Source organism: Musicola keenii (genome assembly GCF_014855505.1).
Lineage (GTDB): Bacteria > Pseudomonadota > Gammaproteobacteria > Enterobacterales > Enterobacteriaceae > Musicola > Musicola paradisiaca.
This window is the reverse complement of record NZ_JAAWVW010000005.1, coordinates 276158-294166: the sequence shown is the minus strand read 5'-3', so window position 1 is coordinate 294166 and position 18009 is coordinate 276158. Positions and strand designations below refer to the sequence as shown.

12 protein-coding genes and 1 pseudogene are annotated in these 18009 nt (G+C 55.8%); 9 read left to right on the top strand and 4 right to left on the bottom strand.

From position 1 onward, the window contains the following. Both HEP82_RS07745 and HEP82_RS07740 read left to right on the top strand, forming a co-directional pair. Positions 1–197, top strand: a pseudogene (locus tag HEP82_RS07745) (IS256 family transposase); the annotation flags it as partial. A 615-nt stretch (positions 198–812) separates the two neighbouring features. Then, positions 813–1469 (top strand): NAD(P)-dependent oxidoreductase, encoded by a 657-nt coding sequence (locus tag HEP82_RS07740; protein WP_192457548.1) that lies wholly within the window; start codon positions 813–815, stop codon positions 1467–1469. A 45-nt stretch (positions 1470–1514) separates the two neighbouring features. On the opposite strand, the gene HEP82_RS07735 is transcribed toward HEP82_RS07740, so the two are convergent. Next, positions 1515–2033: a DUF6622 family protein gene (locus HEP82_RS07735; protein WP_192457547.1), complete on the bottom strand. Its 519-nt coding sequence runs from the start codon at positions 2031–2033 to the stop codon at positions 1515–1517. 776 nt (positions 2034–2809) lie between these two features. Between HEP82_RS07735 and HEP82_RS07730 the strand changes: the two genes are divergently transcribed. Together HEP82_RS07730 and HEP82_RS07725 are read left to right on the top strand one after the other, a co-directional pair. Then, positions 2810–4294 (top strand): hypothetical protein, encoded by a 1485-nt coding sequence (locus tag HEP82_RS07730; protein WP_192457546.1) that lies wholly within the window; start codon positions 2810–2812, stop codon positions 4292–4294. Positions 4295–4547: 253 nt separating this feature from the next. Beyond that, positions 4548–5063 (top strand): GrpB family protein, encoded by a 516-nt coding sequence (locus tag HEP82_RS07725; RefSeq protein WP_192457545.1) that lies wholly within the window; start codon positions 4548–4550, stop codon positions 5061–5063. A 126-nt stretch (positions 5064–5189) separates the two neighbouring features. On the opposite strand, the gene HEP82_RS07720 is transcribed toward HEP82_RS07725, so the two are convergent. Next, a complete protein-coding gene (locus HEP82_RS07720) occupies positions 5190–6473 on the bottom strand; it encodes a nitrate regulatory protein (RefSeq protein ID WP_192457544.1) in 1284 nt (427 codons plus the stop codon). A 444-nt stretch (positions 6474–6917) separates the two neighbouring features. On the opposite strand from HEP82_RS07720, the gene HEP82_RS07715 reads away from it, so the two are divergent. Next, positions 6918–8591 (top strand): methyl-accepting chemotaxis protein, encoded by a 1674-nt coding sequence (locus HEP82_RS07715; RefSeq protein WP_192457543.1) that lies wholly within the window; start codon positions 6918–6920, stop codon positions 8589–8591. Between the two features lie 236 nt (positions 8592–8827). Here the strand turns inward: HEP82_RS07715 and HEP82_RS07710 are convergent, their stop codons facing one another. Continuing rightward, positions 8828–10246: an MATE family efflux transporter gene (locus HEP82_RS07710; protein ID WP_192457542.1), complete on the bottom strand. Its 1419-nt coding sequence runs from the start codon at positions 10244–10246 to the stop codon at positions 8828–8830. Between the two features lie 32 nt (positions 10247–10278). Continuing rightward, a complete protein-coding gene (locus HEP82_RS07705) occupies positions 10279–11760 on the bottom strand; it encodes an efflux transporter outer membrane subunit (protein WP_192457541.1) in 1482 nt (493 codons plus the stop codon). A gap of 123 nt (positions 11761–11883) precedes the next feature. Between HEP82_RS07705 and HEP82_RS07700 the strand changes: the two genes are divergently transcribed. The 4 genes from HEP82_RS07700 (at position 11884) to HEP82_RS07685 (ending at position 17622) form a co-directional block, all read left to right on the top strand. Beyond that, positions 11884–12501 (top strand): TetR/AcrR family transcriptional regulator, encoded by a 618-nt coding sequence (locus HEP82_RS07700; RefSeq protein ID WP_192457540.1) that lies wholly within the window; start codon positions 11884–11886, stop codon positions 12499–12501. Between the two features lie 93 nt (positions 12502–12594). After that, positions 12595–13710 (top strand): efflux RND transporter periplasmic adaptor subunit, encoded by a 1116-nt coding sequence (locus HEP82_RS07695; protein WP_192457539.1) that lies wholly within the window; start codon positions 12595–12597, stop codon positions 13708–13710. Continuing rightward, positions 13707–16772, top strand: coding sequence for an efflux RND transporter permease subunit (locus HEP82_RS07690; RefSeq protein ID WP_192457538.1), 3066 nt, complete (start codon positions 13707–13709; stop codon positions 16770–16772). The genes HEP82_RS07695 and HEP82_RS07690 overlap by 4 nt, the downstream gene beginning before the upstream one ends. Positions 16773–16815: 43 nt before the next feature. Continuing rightward, on the top strand, positions 16816–17622 hold the full coding sequence (locus tag HEP82_RS07685) for an oxidoreductase (RefSeq protein ID WP_192457537.1): 807 nt from the start codon (positions 16816–16818) through the stop codon (positions 17620–17622). Positions 17623–18009: the final 387 nt, after the last annotated feature.

The window sequence follows — 18009 nt, the reverse complement described above, 5'->3', positions numbered from 1 at the left end:
CGGTGCACAGACAGTTCAGGAAACTGACCAAAACCAAAGGTGCTTTCCCGAATGAAAACAGTCTGTTGAAGCTGCTTTATCTGGGGCTAATGAACGCACAGGAAAAATGGACAATGCCCATCCAGAGCTGGAATTTGACATTGTCACAGTTGGCCATTTATTTTGAAGGGCGACTAAATAACGTGATGACGCTGTAGAATTTTTAACGTGACACAGAATTCTGAACGCTCTCGTGCCAGCTGGCGGCAATAAACCTGTTGGTTTTGTCATTCATACTCCTTTGGGCCTTGCCCCATGTACTGATGTGTCCCCTGCCGGCCTCTGCGGCGGTGTCTTTCAGCCCAACCACAGTCAACCCGAGACAGAAACCATGTCGCTCACTTCCACGACAGGAGTCAGTTTGCCCGCTTCATATCACTTTCGCCACTTGAGCTACACGTTAAAGGCAACGCCATACCGACATACAACGAAATAACACCGCAAAAGAGTCAATCGACTGAAAGGAACCCAGTCTGAATTCAGCAATCTGCTCCCTCGCTCAAAAGAAACCCATCACCCACCAAATTGCGCGATACCGGTCATACCCGCAATGCTTGATGAAACATGACGTTAATGCACATACCTCTTTTTAAAAGGTCATATCAATATGACCTGGATATAAAAATATGACTAATTGTGCACATCAGAGGCGCTTTATATATTAGGCAACCAATATCGACCGCCTACACAGAGGCAAATAAATATCGTCTTTCTTTAATCGCGAATGACATCGTCGATTAGGCCTCATTCGCACCTCATTAAAAGGAAAAGTGATGCAGAAAAATATGCAGATTACAATTATCGGTGGTACCGGTTATGCGGGTTCCGCAATTGCTCGCGAGGCGACCAAGCGTGGGCATCAGGTCACGGTCATTAGCCGTAAAGAACCCACTGACGCCATCCAGGGCGTGACTTATGTTGCTTCGGATATTGAACATATTGACACGATATTTGCAGGTACAGATGTTGTTGTCGGCGCGCTCTCTCCGTGTGGCGATAATGCCGGTAAGCTGACGCAGTTCTATAAGAGATTGACCGAACTGGCAGCAGAAGCTGGGGCACGACTTGTTCTGGTTGGCGGCTTTTCTTGTCTGAGGAGAGCCGACGGCGCGCCCCGCATGATTGAGGCTGAAGAATTTCCCGCCGGCACTCCGATAGAAATTATTGCGGAAGCGAAAGAAAATCTCGATGTGCTCAATAACCTGTTTGTAGACACCACCGGTGTCGATTGGTTATTCGTTTCGCCAGCTTTGGAATTTTCTGCATGGACGCCGGGTAAAGATGTCGGTTGTTATCGAATCGGCGGCGAAGTCGCATTATTTGATGAAGATGGCAAGTCGGCGATTAGCGGCATCGACTATGCACGCGCTATTCTGGATGAAATAGAGAAACCGACCCACCATCGTGTTCAGATTGGGGTTGCGTACTGAAATCACTGCGTTGGCTTTCCTCGCTCCCCCAGTCGCTTACTTGAGTCAATTTCTGGGGGTTCGCGGCGTCGCCGCCTTCCTGCAATTCGAATTATTTAGCGTATATAGGGTGTACAGCAAGCCGCCCCAGGAGAGCCCGGTGATAATACCTGAACCTATCCCCCATAGGCATGAAAAGTAATAATCCTGCGATAACATTGGGTTTCTTGCCAAGAGGAAATACATGGCAAACTTAAAACCAAAAGACGCCATCACCAAAATAAGCACAAGAGGGCTACCGGATCGCTCGATAAGGCCTGTATCGGCATCATATACGACCGTCTGGTTCCATAAAAATGCCACTCTTATGGCACATAATAAAATCCAAGAAAAAACATAAGACAATAACGATGGATAAAAAATAAAGTCATTCAGGTGCCATACACTAATGACTAGAAACACCACCGGCACAATAAAAATTCTACTGACCGGTATTTTCCTTGGTTTTAATGCAGACACGCCTCTTCTTATCAGAAAAAACAACAGACACCACACCCATAAAGATGCGCTTGAAAATAGCATCATGTTAATACCTCTTGCCAGCCGTCCTGATGATCAATGCAGTGGATAGTGATAGATGGATGAATCGTTCACCACGACAGAAAAACGACAGCGACCCGACACAAGCAATTAGCGGTATGTCCGGAACGGTAAATACCGCCGATGCCCCGTCGATAAAGTGTCAATCTTGCGCTTATCTCTGATGTCAACTCATTCGCTATCTGCGCGGTGATATCGGGCCTCATTATGTTGTTTATCGGGCTTACGGATAAGCTCATGCCGTGGTCGGCCCCACGACGATCACCCGCCCGAGCCATCAATCACTTTGTGCCCCCGCCATACAGTGGACGTGTTGATGGTCTTGCGTGGCAAGCCGCACCATATCCGGCCCTCCCACCGTGCCGACTATGCCGGATATCATCGTTTTTGCGATCCGCGCCGCAGCGTCAATACCCGCACGCTATCGCCTGATATTGCCAGAAGAGAAACCGCCTTCTAAACTTGAAAGCACATATCGCCCTGTTTTATCTATCTGCTAAATCATTCCAGCCGTTGGAAAATGGCCAGCGCGTGATTTCCCGCATGCTTAGATAGCCAGGAAGCTGGCGCGAATAAAGACCACCAACATACCGCATGGCGAATACACTATTTAGTTATCACTGTTTGATATATTTTTCCGGATTAAAACGGATAGTTTTATATTTCACAGTTCATCTTTTTTATTTTTATAAAAACAAAACGCTTTCCCATAATTAAAAAATCAGCACACCATTCTCAACACACAGCAAGAGGTTTCTGTGATGAAAATAAAAAATCGCTCAACCATTATTCTCATGCTCACCCTGTTGTTACTGGGATGCAGTAGCAAAGATATTCATTACTATTCGGCAGACGAAAGTGCCCTTCATACCCGCGGCGGCGTATTAGGCGACAACGGTATTTATCATGACGTACTTTATAATCCGGAGTCGGTGGCTTTGAACTTCGACGGGTTTATCGTCGGCCTGGATAAATCGCCTCGCACCCTTATCGGTGCCGGCGACGACAATTACCGCGCCCAACCGCAAGAGGGGATGTCCCGGGTGATTCGCCGTCTGGATAAGGATTACAAAACACATTATATCTCGCACATCATTCATGACCGTGGGCTGCCGTATGGCCGTGAGAACTGTGCCGTTTACTCGGTATACAATCCGTCGCCCTTATTCCCCCACGACGTAGCAGCCGCTGAAAGAGCCGCCAGTCCGTTGTTCTCTTTCTGCCCGCCGGCACAATCCAGCAATGCTTCCCCCATCAGCCATACGGTTCCTCCCCGCCAGGCGTTTGAGGGTTCCAGAGAAGGATTACAAGCGCTTAAGACCGCCTTGCTCGCCAGTATCGATGAACACAACCGGTCGGGCCATCCTTATACTCACGCTATCGTCGTCGTCATGGGATGGAATACGCCGCAAATCGAAGCCATACGGAATTTCAACAGCATCATGTCCCATCTTGATGCCGTCGCTCGCCAGCAGAATCAACCCTTTAATCCATTATTCGTCGGTGTGACCTGGTCAAGTTACTGGGACGAAAACTGGTTTGACGTCGCGGTTCGTCTTGCCAGCTATCCCAACAAAGCGGATGACGCGGATGAAATAGGCGCCAGTTGGCTGGGGAGTATTGTGGATACCGTACACAGCACCATCAATCAACGCGGCAAGAACCGTCCCGAGGCGATACCGCTGATCGCCATCGGCCACAGTTTTGGTGCCAGAGCCGTCTCTATGGCGGTCTGTCAGGGGCCTCAATTCCGTGTTCCCGCATCGCCGGTTCGCACTCAAGGCAGCCCGGTGGTCGATCTGTTTATCGGGCTTGAACCGGCGGTGTCACTCCGCCGGTTTCTTACCGGCAGCGTCGAAAAGATTCAGTACAATGACTGTGCTGCAGCAAAACATATCGTCATGACTGCCAGCCGCTATGATTCCGCCGTAAGCTCATCACTGTGGGTCGATATGGTCGGTAATGCTTTCGTTTACCAGCGCACTTGCGAAGACAACAAAAGCGACCGCGTATCCTGCAAGACAGCATGTGCGAATGGCGACATCGTCGATGGCGCGGGACAGTGCGGCACAGCCAAACCCGTTACCGCGCTCAACAGCCCGATTACCTATATTGACGCCTCGCGCCTGATCCGCTTCAACCAGCCCAACACTGGCGGCAATGCCCATAGTGATATTTATCGCCCGGATACAGGGAAATTCATCTGGAACGCCATATCCGCCGCCAGTCATTCTGGGGCGAAGTAGACCACGTAGATCCCTCCCAAACGGGGAATGGCTACGCAAGCCATTCCCCGTCGCCAATCAACCGCCGATTAATTAAATTGCATGCGCCCAATCCATGCCTGGTGATGATTGGCGGTAGAACATCACTAACGCTGAATGCTGATTGGACGTGGTGAATATTCCCCTCGTTGATCGCCATAATGGTGCTGTCGATGGTTCGGAAAAACGTGCCGGTTTATGATGGGCAAACCATCATAAAAAAAGGGAAAATGCAATGCGGACAGTGGCAGTTGTTGATTACGACACGCGATGGCCTGATGTTTTTACCGCCGAGAGTGCACGGTTGCAGCAAACCATTGGCAAGGTCATTTCGCGCATCCACCACATTGGCAGCACGTCAGTGCCAGGTCTGGCAGCGAAGCCCGTGATAGATATATTGCTGGAGGTGGTAAGTCTCAATGCGTTGGATCAGTTTAACGCGGCTCTGGAATGTATTGGGTATACCGCTCGTGGTGAAAATGGGATCCCTAATCGACGATATTTCACCAAAGGTGGGGATCAGCGTAGTCATCAGGTTCATGCTTTCGTCGTTGGCGATAAGCAAATTATCAAACATCTGGCATTTCGTGACTATCTGAGGAAAAACCCTAAAGCCGCACAGCAATACGCTGAAATAAAACGTGCCGCAATACTCACCAGTAAAAGCAATAGCCATATTTATAGCCGCCTTAAGGCAGACTTTATTGAATATCACCTTAGGCTGGCGCTCATGGATGTAGCGCAATCATAAGAGCGGTGTTTTACGCCTTGATGGTACATCCACCGGGCGCCCGAATACCCGGGTGATAACAATGTGCAGCGCTTACTCCGGTATTTTCAGAAAGCGACACAGGTGGCCGTTGCATGTTTAACCCCTTCAATCGGGATCCCCCAGCACATCCGCGACCGCCAACATGGCGGCGGCGATCTCCACTAGCTTCTTATTCTGGTTCATCGCCATACGCCGCAAGGTGTTATAGGCCTCTTCTTCACTCAGGCCGCGATGTTGCATCAGCAACCCTTTGGCACGATCGATTTGTTTGCGCTCGCTAAGCGTGGCGCGCATCTCCGCCAGTTCATTATCCAACGACTGCAAACGCCGCGCCTGTTGCTGTACCAGCGACAACAGTGAACGTCCCAACTGCGGCCGCACGCCGTCGCTATCCAGCCAACCGGCGCCCGCCTCCGCCATATCGGGCGCGGCGATAAACACCGAATAGCCGTGATCATCGCCGTCCGGCGCCGGCAGCAGGCCGGATACATCCGCCTGCTGGTCGAGACAGGCCTGTTCCGCCGCCGCGATACGCTCCCGACACAGACGCATCAGCGCCTGTTCCAGGTTGTCCTCAATGTGCTTCATTGCATCAATACGGGTCGTTGCCAGCGCAAACCAATGCAGACTGCCGTCCGGCGGCATATTCTCCGGCAGGCGAGTGCAGGCCAGCCGACGCAGGCGCTCAAACTCACGATCCGTCACCAACGTCTGCCAGGCGGCGCGGTTGTCGTCATCCGCAAAGCTGACGAAGGTATCGAAACAACGCTCCTGCCGCTCGATCAGATCCAGCAGCGTTTGCTGTTCCGTCGGGGAAAAACCGCCGGCGGCGAAGGCAGCTGCCCCCAGCGCCCGCTCCTGCCCCGCCAGCTCCTTACCCTGCATAAAGCTGAACATGGCGATCAACGCCCGGGCAATCACCGGTTCCGCCGCGGTATCCGACACCTCGAACACCAACGTCAACAGATGGCGTATTGCGTCGCTGAACGCCGCCATCGCGTCCGGCTGCGGCAGATTGTGCTGACGAATTTGCTGACGCAACCCAGGCAACAAGCCGAGAGAGTAAAGAACACTCGCGGTGCGGCTGAACAATCTGCTGGCCTGCGGCAGGCTGACTGCGCGTTGTTCCAATACCCCCACCTGCACCATAAATTGCGCCTGCGCCTGAGTGACATCCTGTTCGCGCAACAACAGCTCATCGGCGCACAGGCGCCCGCCGGAGCACAAAAAAAGATTGGTGGTGCCGCGTTCACGTTGCAGCATATGCACCAATTGGCTGATACGTCCGACCAGCTCGCCGCTCTGCAGCAACCCCCGCAAACTGTTCAGTTCACACTGGCGTGACGCCATCAGGAAACGAATGGTGGTTGAAGGATCCGCGACTGTCATAGTTCTCTCCCGGCAAGACATCGTTCGACAGTATGCCTGTGCAGCAATCGATACCCCAAATAATTTGAGCGGACAGAAGGCGACGGCGCAACAGGTCGCCACACGGTGGCAAACATGTCGCAGGCTTTGGCTATGCCGGTGATCGGTTAGGGCATGACTCAGCGCATCGAGATCCGCTCACTTGCTTGCTGATTGTCACGCGAATGAATTGAGGTCTTGGTTTATCGGGTTGTCATTTCATTTATTGCTTAACCCAATAAATACCCCCTGTTATTCCCTCGTTGAGATAAAAAAGTAATGATGAAGAGGTAAACCATGCCGATATATTTTTGTTGTATTCATCATGGAGGATGACGGTATTTCTCTTACCAAAGCAGCAACATTAAAAAACTTTTTCTTCATATCCCGGAAAAGAGTCAATAACAATAAAGCAGGAATAACTTTATGAAATACATTAGAAATATAACCATCCGCAAGGCAATGCTCGCGATACTGTCTATTTTTTTATTACTTTGGTGTGCTATTTCCTGGCTGGAACTCTCCTCCCTAAATCACGTTAATACATTATTGCAACTTAATCAGACACAGCAGCGAAATGCTGAGAGCATGAGCCACGGCACTGAAGCGTATTTTCGTACCTCGGTCAGGTTATTTATGGCCGCCGATCTTTTTCAGATCGGTGACAACGATAATGCCAAAAAGCTGGTGCAATCCGCATCAGATACCATCAACCTCAGTATTCATGATCTGAAAACGTTCACTGCGTCGTCTCATACCGGCATCTCCAATGAGGTATTACAAGGCATTCTGGCGCATTGGGGCCAGATCCATGTCGAGATCGCCAACATGATCGACCTGCTAAACAAAGGGGATCTCGAACAGTTCAGGGCATTTACCCGCACCAAGCTTCCCCCCATCAGCATCGCATTCAGCAAAGCCAGCGAGCAGTACCTGCAGCAGTTGGAACAGCAGAACCAGCGTAATGACCAAAATATCGAAGCCATGATCGCGACTTGCAAGCAAGCGCTGATCGGCGCATTGGTGCTGGGCATGGTGATCCTGTTTCTCACTGACCGCTATCTGGTGGCCTGCCTGCTTATGCCGTTGCGCCATATCCGCAACCATTTTAAAACGCTTGCCGATGGCCAGCTCCATCACGCCATCAGCGATCTGGGCCGTAACGATATCGGCCAACTCATCCCTTACCTGCGCGACATGCAAGAAAGCCTGATTCGTACCGTTAGCCTGATCCGCGATAGCGCTCACGCCATCTATCAAGGCGCGGGCGAAATCAGCGTCGGCAACAACGATCTCTCTGCCCGTACCGAGCAACAAGCCTCCGCACTGGAACAGACCGCCGCCAGCATGGAACAGTTGGGTGCCACCGTGAAACAAAACGCCGACAACGTTTCCCAGGCCAACAAACGGGCGCAGGATGCCTCGCACATGGCGAAGAATGGCGGCGAACTGGTGGATAATGTCGTCACGACGATGAATAACATCACCCAAAGCTCACGCAAAATCGTCGATATCACCAGCGTCATCAACAGCATCGCCTTTCAGACCAACATTCTCGCGCTGAACGCTGCGGTAGAAGCCGCCCGCGCCGGCGAGCAAGGCCGGGGATTCGCGGTAGTGGCAGGCGAAGTGCGCAACCTGGCGCAGCGCAGCGCCCAAGCCGCCAAAGAGATTGAGGGGTTAATTTCCGAATCGGTCATCCGCATCAACACCGGTTCCGAGCAGGTCGCCAGTACCGGGGAAACCATCCACGACATTATTCGCGCCGTCACCCAGGTGACTGACCTGATAGGGGAAATCGCTTCCGCTTCGATTGAACAGGAACGCGGCATCACCCAGATAGCCCAGGCGGTAACGGAAATGGACGGCGTCACCCAGCAAAACGCCGCACTGGTGCAGGAATCCGCCGCGGCATCGGCATCACTGGAGGATCAGGCCCGCCAGTTAACCTCGGCGGTGGCGGTATTCCAACTGCCTGACAGTCCAGGCGCCCCGCAGCGTCGTCCGGCGCTGGCGACCACTGCGCCCGCCGCAGCGCTGCCGACCTTCAGCAACCAGGGCGGCAGGAAGAACCGCGACGATAACTGGCAGACATTCTGACGTCGTAACGCATCGGCCCGGCGACGCCATGCCGCCGGGCCGCTATTCCACACGACCAGAATGAGGGTCTCGCATGATAAATACTGTGCGCACATAAAAAGAACCCAACCTGAATTGCGCGCCCCGATCGCCCGTCAAACCGAGCGTAGTCACCAGCAGGGCGGAGCGATGTCGAACACCGCGTCACCCTCCGGCCCTGAGCGGCCCCCCCGTACAAGACGCAGGATGCGAGCGGCTTACCGCTCGGCAGATGTCGTCGAGGCCACCAACCGATTTACGCGCCCAAGGGTTAAACTGGCCACGACGGTGATAGCGCCATAAGCAAACGCACTTAACGCGATGATGTTGAAAAGCGATGCCAGGTCGGCTTCAAACCGTGTGACGGCCAGTCCCCCGGCAACCGCCGCGATCACCATGCGTACCGTCCCGGCGAGTACCGGCCAGAGCACGCTTTTCGCGCCTTGACCGGCAAAATAAAGCGCCATAGCAATGCCGATGGCGCCATAAAACGGCGCGACGTTTTGCAGGTAGTGGGTTCCTGCCGCCAGAATGGCTGGATCGTCGCTAAACAGCGAAAGCCAAAGGCGCGGATAAACCGCCACGACCAGCCCGATTAACTCGGTAAACATAAACGCGACGGCGGCGCCAACCCAGGCAATACGTTGTGCGCGCTGCCTTTTCCCCGCACCGATATTGACGCCGACCATGGTCATGATCGCCGTCCCCAGCCCAAACAGCAGCGGGATTTGCAGATAATCCAGCCGTGAAGCAATGCCATACCCGGCGATGGCATCCGGCCCGAACAGCCCGACAACAGCAGTCACTACGGTAACGGTCAAATTGATCTGCACAGTACCGATGGCCGACAGGAAACCCACGCCAAGCACCTCTTTGAATAATCGGGAACTCAGTGGTGTGATTGACAGCTTGATGACACTGTGGGTTGAACGCATATGCCTGATCAGCAATAACGTGGCAAACAAATAATAAATCAGTATCGCTATCCCCGCGCCGGCGACGCCAAACGAGGGTAGCGGCCCCCATCCCATGATCAATGCAGGAGAGAGCGGCAGCAAAATAGCGCCCCCCAGCAAGGTGATACGCGCCGGGGTTTTCGTGTCGCCCGCGCCGCGCAGAGCGGCAGACAGCAACGCAACCAGCCAGACCAGCGGTGCCCCGGCAAACACAAGATTGGAATAGGCCAGCGCGGCAGCAAGCGACGGCCCGTTAACCCCCATGACGCGATATAGCGCCTCACCGCCAATAAGAAGAAGACCGGCAAACACCGCCCCCATGACCATCGCGATCATCACACCGTGCCAGACCAACGCCTGCACATCCTGCCATCGACCGGCACCCGATGCCCGTGATATCGCCGATGACAATCCCCCGCCGATGCCGCCATTCGCCATCATTTGCATCAGCATCAACACGGGAAAGACCACCGCCACCCCGGCTAATACATCGGCGCCAAGTGAGCTGACAAAGTAGGTTTCCATCACACCTACGAGTGTCTGCACCACCAACACCGCCACCGTCGGCAACGCCAGACGCAGCATGACCGGCAAGATGGGGCCGACCAGAATATCCGTGGTCAATTGTTTGGCGGTCGGCTCGTGGCTTCGATTGGCGTTCGGTAATAATTTCGTCATCATATGGGCCCAACAATCAGTGTGATGAATAACAGTTAAACGCCGCTCTTGCTGTGCTGACTGGGTGCGGCCTCCCCCGTGTCGCCGGGTTGCCAGCCGCCGCCGAGCGCGTTGAACGCTGCGACCGCCGCACGGGCGGATTCGGCTTGCGCCTGAAGTCGCGCATCAGAAGCTCGCAGCAGACTGTCGTCGGCTTGCAGCACCTCGATCAGGCTAAGGGTGCCGTGCTGATAGGCCGCAAATGCGGCATCCCGCGCCCGGCTGAGTGAATCAACCCCTTGTGTCAGCACGCGGGCCTGCTCCTCATGGTTAACCAGCGCCGAGAAGGCGTTTTCCACATCTTCAGTCGCCTGCAATACCGCCAGCCGATAGGCCGCCAGCATCTCGGCTTCCTGGCCTTTGGCCTGATTGATCTGCGCATTGATGCGGCCGAAATCGAACAGCCGCCAGCGCAAACCAATCACCCCGGACGATTGGCTGGCGCCGTTGCTAAACAGGTTGCTACTGGATACCGTCGTCGCGCTGCCAAGCAGCCCGCTCAGGGAAAATTTGGGGTAATACTCGGCAATGGCGACACCAATACGCGCGTTGGAGGCGGCTAAGCGACGCTCCGCCACGATCAAGTCCGGTCGGCGTCGAAGCAGCTCACCCGGCGTACCGGTGGCGGCGATTTGCGGCGCGGCGGGAATGGCGCTGGTCTCAGCCAGTACAGCCCGGTTCGTGCCCGGCGCTGACCCCAGCATCACATCCAGCGCGTTCATTGCCGTATCCAGCGCGGTTTGTAAAACCGGCACCGATGCCTGCACCTGCGCCAACGCGCCTTCGGTTTGTTTTACCTGAAGCTCTGCCGCCAACCCTTTGCCATACAAACGGTTGATGGTGGCGAGCAAATCCTGCTGCGTTTGCACTTGCCGACGGGCGACATTCAGGCGGGCCTGTAATTCACGAATCCTGATGTAGATGTCAGCGGTCTGCGCGGCCACCGCCAGACGGGTTGCCGCCACTCCCGCTTCAGACGCCTGATACTCGGCAAGAGCCGCTTCGCGTCCGCGGCGCAGGCCGCCGAACACATCCAGCTCCCAACTGGCGCCAAGATCAGCCTCGTAGCTATTACCGTAGCGGTCAAAATTCGGCGTCGAATTCAATACTCGCCCCAACGGGGTTTCGACAGACTGGTAGGCACGGCCCGCCTGACCGGAAAGGTTGCCGGAAGGCAGCAGTGCGGCATTCGCCGCGCCAAGACCGGCACGAGCCTGTATGACCCGCGCGGAAGCCTGCGCCAGGGAAAGATTCTGCTGCAACGCTTGCGTGACAAATCGGGTTAATTGCGGGTCGCCGAAGCCCTCCCACCACGTCAGAAGCTCGGCACGGGTGGCGGCGTGCCGTTGATTTACCGCCTCCTGACCCAGGTATTTTTCCTGCATTGACACGGCAGGCCGGGTGTAATCAGGGCCGACAGCGCAACCGGCTAACAAACCAGCCACGGTAAGGACGATAACAGGAGACTTGGGTAACATATTTTTTCACCATAAACGTTGCACTGACTTGTGACCATATTACAAATTAGTCACTCGTTGTCAACGAGTAAGTCAGGGGGTAAACTTCCCCCCATGTATTACGCCAGGGGCAAATTGCAGACCATGAGTAAAGAAAACGCTTATCCCGTGTCGAACCGGGGCCCAGCTGATCATGATGTACGGGATCAGATAGTGAGCGCTGCGACTGAGCACTTCAGACTGTATGGCTATGAAAAAACGACGGTTTCCGACCTCGCCAAAGCCATCGGTTTTTCCAAGGCCTACATTTACAAGTTCTTCTCATCCAAGCAGGTCATCGGTGAGATGATTTGTGCCAACTGCCTGCGAGAGATCGAAGCGGAAGTGCGTGCTGCCATTGAGGAAGCCGATCAGCCGCCGGAAAAATTGCGACAAATGTTTAAGGCCGCCGTCGAAGCCAGCCTGCGTTTGTTCTTCCAGGACAGAAAGCTGTATGAAATTGCCGCCTCCTCCGCCAGCGAGCGCTGGCAGTCGGCGATCGCCTATGAAGAACGCATCCAGACACTGCTGCATGATATTTTGCTGGAAGGCCGACAGAGCGGGGATTTTGAACGGAAAACACCACTGGATGAAACAGCAGCAGCGATTTATCTCGTCATGCGCCCTTATCTCAACCCACTGATATTGCAGTACAGTTTCGACTATGCCGAGAAGGCGCCGGCACAACTGTCCAGCCTGATACTGCGTAGCTTATCGCCATAGTTCAAGGGGGATTATGTTTTGTGACTATTGACTAAATTGGTCACATGATTAAAGATGAGTCACCTGATTAATCCGTCAAGGGGACTCTACACTATGGCTCGTCGCCGCCTCCTTTCATTTGCAATCATCTGCGCATTGCCGCTTGCCCTGGCCGCCTGCGGCGAAAAAACACCCTCCGACCCGCGAACGCAGGCGCCACTGGTACGTTCAGTAACGCTACAGGGTTCAGAGGTTGCATCACGGACATTTACCGGAACGGTCGCCGCCAGAATAGAGAGTGATTTAGGGTTCCGGGTCTCCGGCAAAGTGCTGGAACGGCTGGTCGATACCGGGCAAGCCGTTAAACGCGGTCAACCGCTGATGCGCCTTGACCCTGCCGATCTGGAGCTCACCGCTCGTGCACAGCAGGAAGCCGTCGTCGCTGCCCGTGCCCGAGCGCTACAAACTGCCGAAGATGAAGCCCGCTACCGTGACCTGCGTGGAACCGGCGCAATATCGTCATCCGCTTACGACCAGGTGAAAGCCGCGGCAGACGCGGCCAAAGCCCAGCTCAGCGCCGCTCAGGCTCAGGCTGATGTGGCCCGAAACGCTAACCGCTATGCGGTACTTGTCGCTGACAGTGACGGCATCGTGATGGATACGCTGGCCGAACCGGGCCAGGTGGTCAGCGCCGGGCAAACCGTCGTTCGTCTGGCGCAGGCCGGGCAGCGCGAAGCGATTATCCAGTTACCGGAAACGCTGCGTCCCGCGCTCGGTTCAACCGGGCTGGCAACGCGCTTTGGTCAATCAGGCGCCGGCACCCCGGCCACCCTGCGACAACTCTCCAACACGGCGGATAAGCTGACGCGCACATTCGAAGCACGCTATGTACTGCAAGGCGAGCAAGCCGACGCTCCGCTGGGAACCACGGTGATGATCCGCATCCCCGACCCGCAATTCGCGACGCAGAAAAGCCTGCAAGTGCCGCTGGCCGCCCTGTTTGACGCCGGCAAGGGGCCGGGCGTGTGGGTGATCCACGGCGAACCGGCGACGGTAGCCTGGCGCCCGGTCGTCATTCAGACGATGAGCGACGACACCGCACGCATCACCGGCCAGATACAACAAGGCGAACAGATCGTCGCACTCGGCGCGCACCTGCTGCACGAAGGCGAAGCGGTGCGGATCGCTGAGGTTGCCGCCACGACAGCTACTGCGGGAGGTCGCCCATGAGTGAAGGCCATTTCAATCTGTCGGCGCTCGCGGTACGCGAACGTGCCATTACGCTGTTTCTGATCTTCTTGATCTCCGTCGCCGGTATCCTCGCGTTTTTTCAGCTTGGACGCGCGGAAGATCCACCGTTTACCATCAAGCAGATGACGATCATCACCGCCTGGCCGGGAGCCACGGCGCAGGAGATGCAGGACCAGGTCGCCGAACCGCTGGAAAAACGCCTGCAGGAGCTGCGCTGGTATGACCGCGCGGAAACCTACACTCGTCCCGGTTTGGCTATCACCATGCTTTCCCTGAAAGACAGCGCACCGCCTTCGGAGATTCAGGAAGAGTTTTATCAGGCGCGTAAGAAGATGGGGGATGAAGCCAAAAATTTGCCTGCCGGCGTCGTCGGCCCCCTCATCAACGACGAATATGCCGACGTGACGTTCGCACTGTTTGCGCTCAAAGCCAAAGGCGAACCGCAGCGGTTGCTGGTGCGGGATGCGGAAGCCTTGCGCCAGCAACTGCTGCACGTTCCCGGAGTGAAGAAGGTCAATATCATCGGCGAGCAGCCCGAACGTATTTTCGTTTCATTCTCCCACGACCGCCTGGCGACGCTGGGTGTCACGCCGCAGGATATCTTCGCTGCGCTCAATAACCAGAACGTACTGACCCCGGCCGGTTCCATCGAAACCAAAGGGCCGCAGGTATTTGTGCGCGTCGACGGCGCGTTCGATAACCTGGAGAAAATTCGCCAGACCCCTGTCGTGGCGCAGGGACGGACGCTGAAGTTAGCGGATGTGGCCACCGTCGAGCGCGGTTATGAAGACCCCTCGACCTTCATGGTTCGCAGCAACGGTGAACCGGCGCTGTTGCTGGGCGTCGTGATGCGCGACGACTGGAACGGGCTGAAACTCGGCCAGGCGCTTGAAACGGAAGTCACCCGTATCAACGCCGAGCTTCCCCTGGGCATGACCTTGAGCAAGGTGACTGACCAGGCCGTCAACATCAGTTCGGCGGTCGACGAGTTCATGGTCAAATTCTTCGTCGCGTTGCTGGTCGTGATGGTGGTGTGTTTTATCAGCATGGGCTGGCGCGTTGGTATCGTGGTCGCCGCGGCAGTGCCGCTGACGCTGGCGGCGGTGTTCGTCATCATGGCCGCCACGGGCAAAAACTTTGACCGCATCACGCTGGGTTCGCTGATTCTGGCGTTGGGCTTGCTGGTGGATGACGCCATCATCGCCATCGAAATGATGGTGGTGAAAATGGAAGAAGGGTATAGCCGCATCAAAGCGTCGGCCTATGCCTGGAGCCATACGGCAGCCCCGATGCTTTCCGGTACGCTGGTAACGGCCATCGGCTTTATGCCGAACGGGTTCGCCCGCTCCACCGCCGGTGAATACACCAGCAATATGTTCTGGATCGTCGGCATCGCGCTGATCGCGTCCTGGGTGGTGGCGGTGGCGTTCACCCCTTATCTGGGGGTGAAGCTGTTGCCGGATATTAAGCAGGTCGAGGGCGGACACGACGCCATCTACAACACCCGTCATTACAACCGCTTTCGGCAGGTGCTGGGGCTGGTTATTGCCCGCAAGTGGCTCGTCGTCGGCACGGTTATCACGCTGTTCGTGGTATCGGTGCTGGGTATGGGTGCCGTCAAGAAACAGTTCTTCCCGACGTCCGACCGACCAGAAGTGCTGGTAGAAGTGCAGATGCCGTATGGCACCTCGATTGAGCAAACCAGCGCCGCCACCGCGAAAGTCGAAGCCTGGCTGGCGCAGCAGCAAGAAGCGCGCATTGTGACGTCCTACATCGGTCAAGGCGCGCCGCGTTTCTTCCTCGCCATGTCGCCTGAATTGCCCGATCCCTCGTTCGCTAAAATCGTGGTGCTGGCAGGTAACGACAAAGAGCGCGAAGCCCTCAAGTTCAGGTTGCGCGAGGCGATCGCCGGCGGCTTAGCACCGGAGGCGCAGGTGCGTGTCACTCAGATCGTGTTTGGCCCACCGTCGCCGTTCCCCGTCGCCTATCGCGTCATGGGGCCGGATCCGGACAAACTGCGCGCCATCGCCGATGACGTCGAGACAGTGATGCGCGCCAGCCCGATGATGCGCACCGTCAATACGGATTGGGGGCCGCGTGTTCCAACCTTACACTTCACGCTCAACCAGGACCGTCTCCAGGCGGTAGGGTTAACCACCAACTCAGTGTCCTTGCAACTGCAATTCCTGCTGAGCGGAGTACCGATTACCGAGGTACGCGAAGACATTCGTTCGGTGCAGGTGGTCGGCCGCGCGGCGGGTGATATCCGCCTTGATCCTGCCCGGATCGCCGACTTTACCTTGGTCGGTTCCGCCGGACAGCGCATCCCGTTGTCTCAGGTGGGGTCGGTCGATGTACGCATGGAAGACCCGATCCTGCGCCGTCGTGACCGCACGCCGACCATCACGGTGCGCGGCGACATCGCCGAAGGGCTGCAACCGCCGGATGTTTCCACCGCCATCATGACGCAGTTGCAACCCATTATCGCGCGTCTGCCGGCAGGCTACCGGATCGAACTGGCCGGCTCGATCGAGGAATCCGCCAAGGCGACCCAAGCCATGCTGCCGCTGTTCCCGATCATGATCGCCCTCACGCTGCTCATCATTATTCTGCAGGTGCGCTCGATTGCGGCGATGGTGATGGTGTTCCTGACCAGTCCGCTGGGTTTGATCGGCGTGGTGCCAACCCTGCTGCTGTTCCAGCAACCCTTCGGTATCAATGCGCTGGTTGGGCTTATCGCGCTATCAGGGATCCTGATGCGTAACACGCTGATATTGATTGGGCAGATCCACCACAACGAACAGGAGGGGCTGGATCCGTTCCGTGCGGTTGTCGAAGCCACCGTACAGCGAGCCCGACCGGTGCTGCTGACGGCGCTGGCAGCGGTTCTGGCGTTCATCCCGCTCACCCATTCGGTGTTCTGGGGAACACTGGCCTACACCCTGATTGGCGGCACGTTGGCCGGGACAATCCTGACACTGGTGTTCTTACCGGCCATGTATTCCATCTGGTTCAAGATCAAGGCGGTTCGCCCTGCGTGATCTGTCCACTGACCATTAATTGTCTAATTTGAGAGGGCTTACTATGTCAGAACAAAAGGTTGTGGTGGTTACTGGCGTTTCGTCAGGCATAGGGCGTGCCGTCGCACAGAAATTTGCCAGCCAGGGCTGTGTAGTCTTCGGCACCGTGCGCAACATCAACACCGCGAACGCCTTGCCCGGTGTGGAACTGATCGAAATGGATGTACGTGATGACGACGCGGTACAACGCGGCTTTCAGTCAATCATTGAGCGCACTCAACGTATTGATGTGCTTGTCAATAACGCAGGCACGAGCTTAGTCGGTGCGGTGGAAGAGACCTCGACGGCGGAAGCCGCCGCGCTGTTCGAGACCAACGTGTTCAGTATCTTGCGCACGGTACAGGCGGTGCTGCCGCTCATGCGCGCGCAGGGTAGCGGGCGGATCGTCAATGTCAGTTCGGTGCTCGGTTTCCTCCCGGCGCCGTACATGGGGCTGTATTCAGCCTCCAAGCGCGCGGTGGAAGGGCTCACAGAAAGCCTGGATCACGAAGTCCGCCAGTTTGGTATCCGCGTCACGCTGGTGGAACCGTCCTTCACCCGCACCCATCTGGATATCAATGCGCCGCAGACCCGCGCCAAACTCGACAGCTACGATCGCGAGCGGGCGCTGGCATCACACGCCATCGTCAACAGCGTCAATACCGCCCCTGAACCTGAAGGGGTGGCTGCCTCGATTGTCGATGCTGCACTAGGGCCGTGGCAGATGCGCCGCACACCGGCAGGACAGGCGTCTCTGTTACGTAAACTGCGCCGCTTTATGCCTGCCGGGCCGGTCGATGCCAGTTTACGCAAAACGTTTGGGCTCAGTTGACCATCCATTGGTATCGTAAGGCGTTGATGTTAAAACGAATTGAAACCACACCATGCATTAGTTTCTCAGACAAGGCTCATAGAAGCCTTGTCGTACCGCAACACCGCCAATCCACCAAAGACTTAATTACTGAATAACGATTCAGTCCGGCGGTTAGCTGAACGAAGCAACGGTGTTGTCAGTATCTTGTGGTTTTTTTATTCACGCTGAACACATCGACATTTTTCTGTCTTGGTGACTCTGGTTGCCCAGGGTTTTCCGTAGACATGACATTCGCACGCATGCCGTCAACAACCGACGAACACCGCGCTGACAGGCTATTCCTGCCGCCATGCGTCAGTCTCGCACAGTGAGGATATTGCCGGGATAAGGGGCTCTCATGCTGGG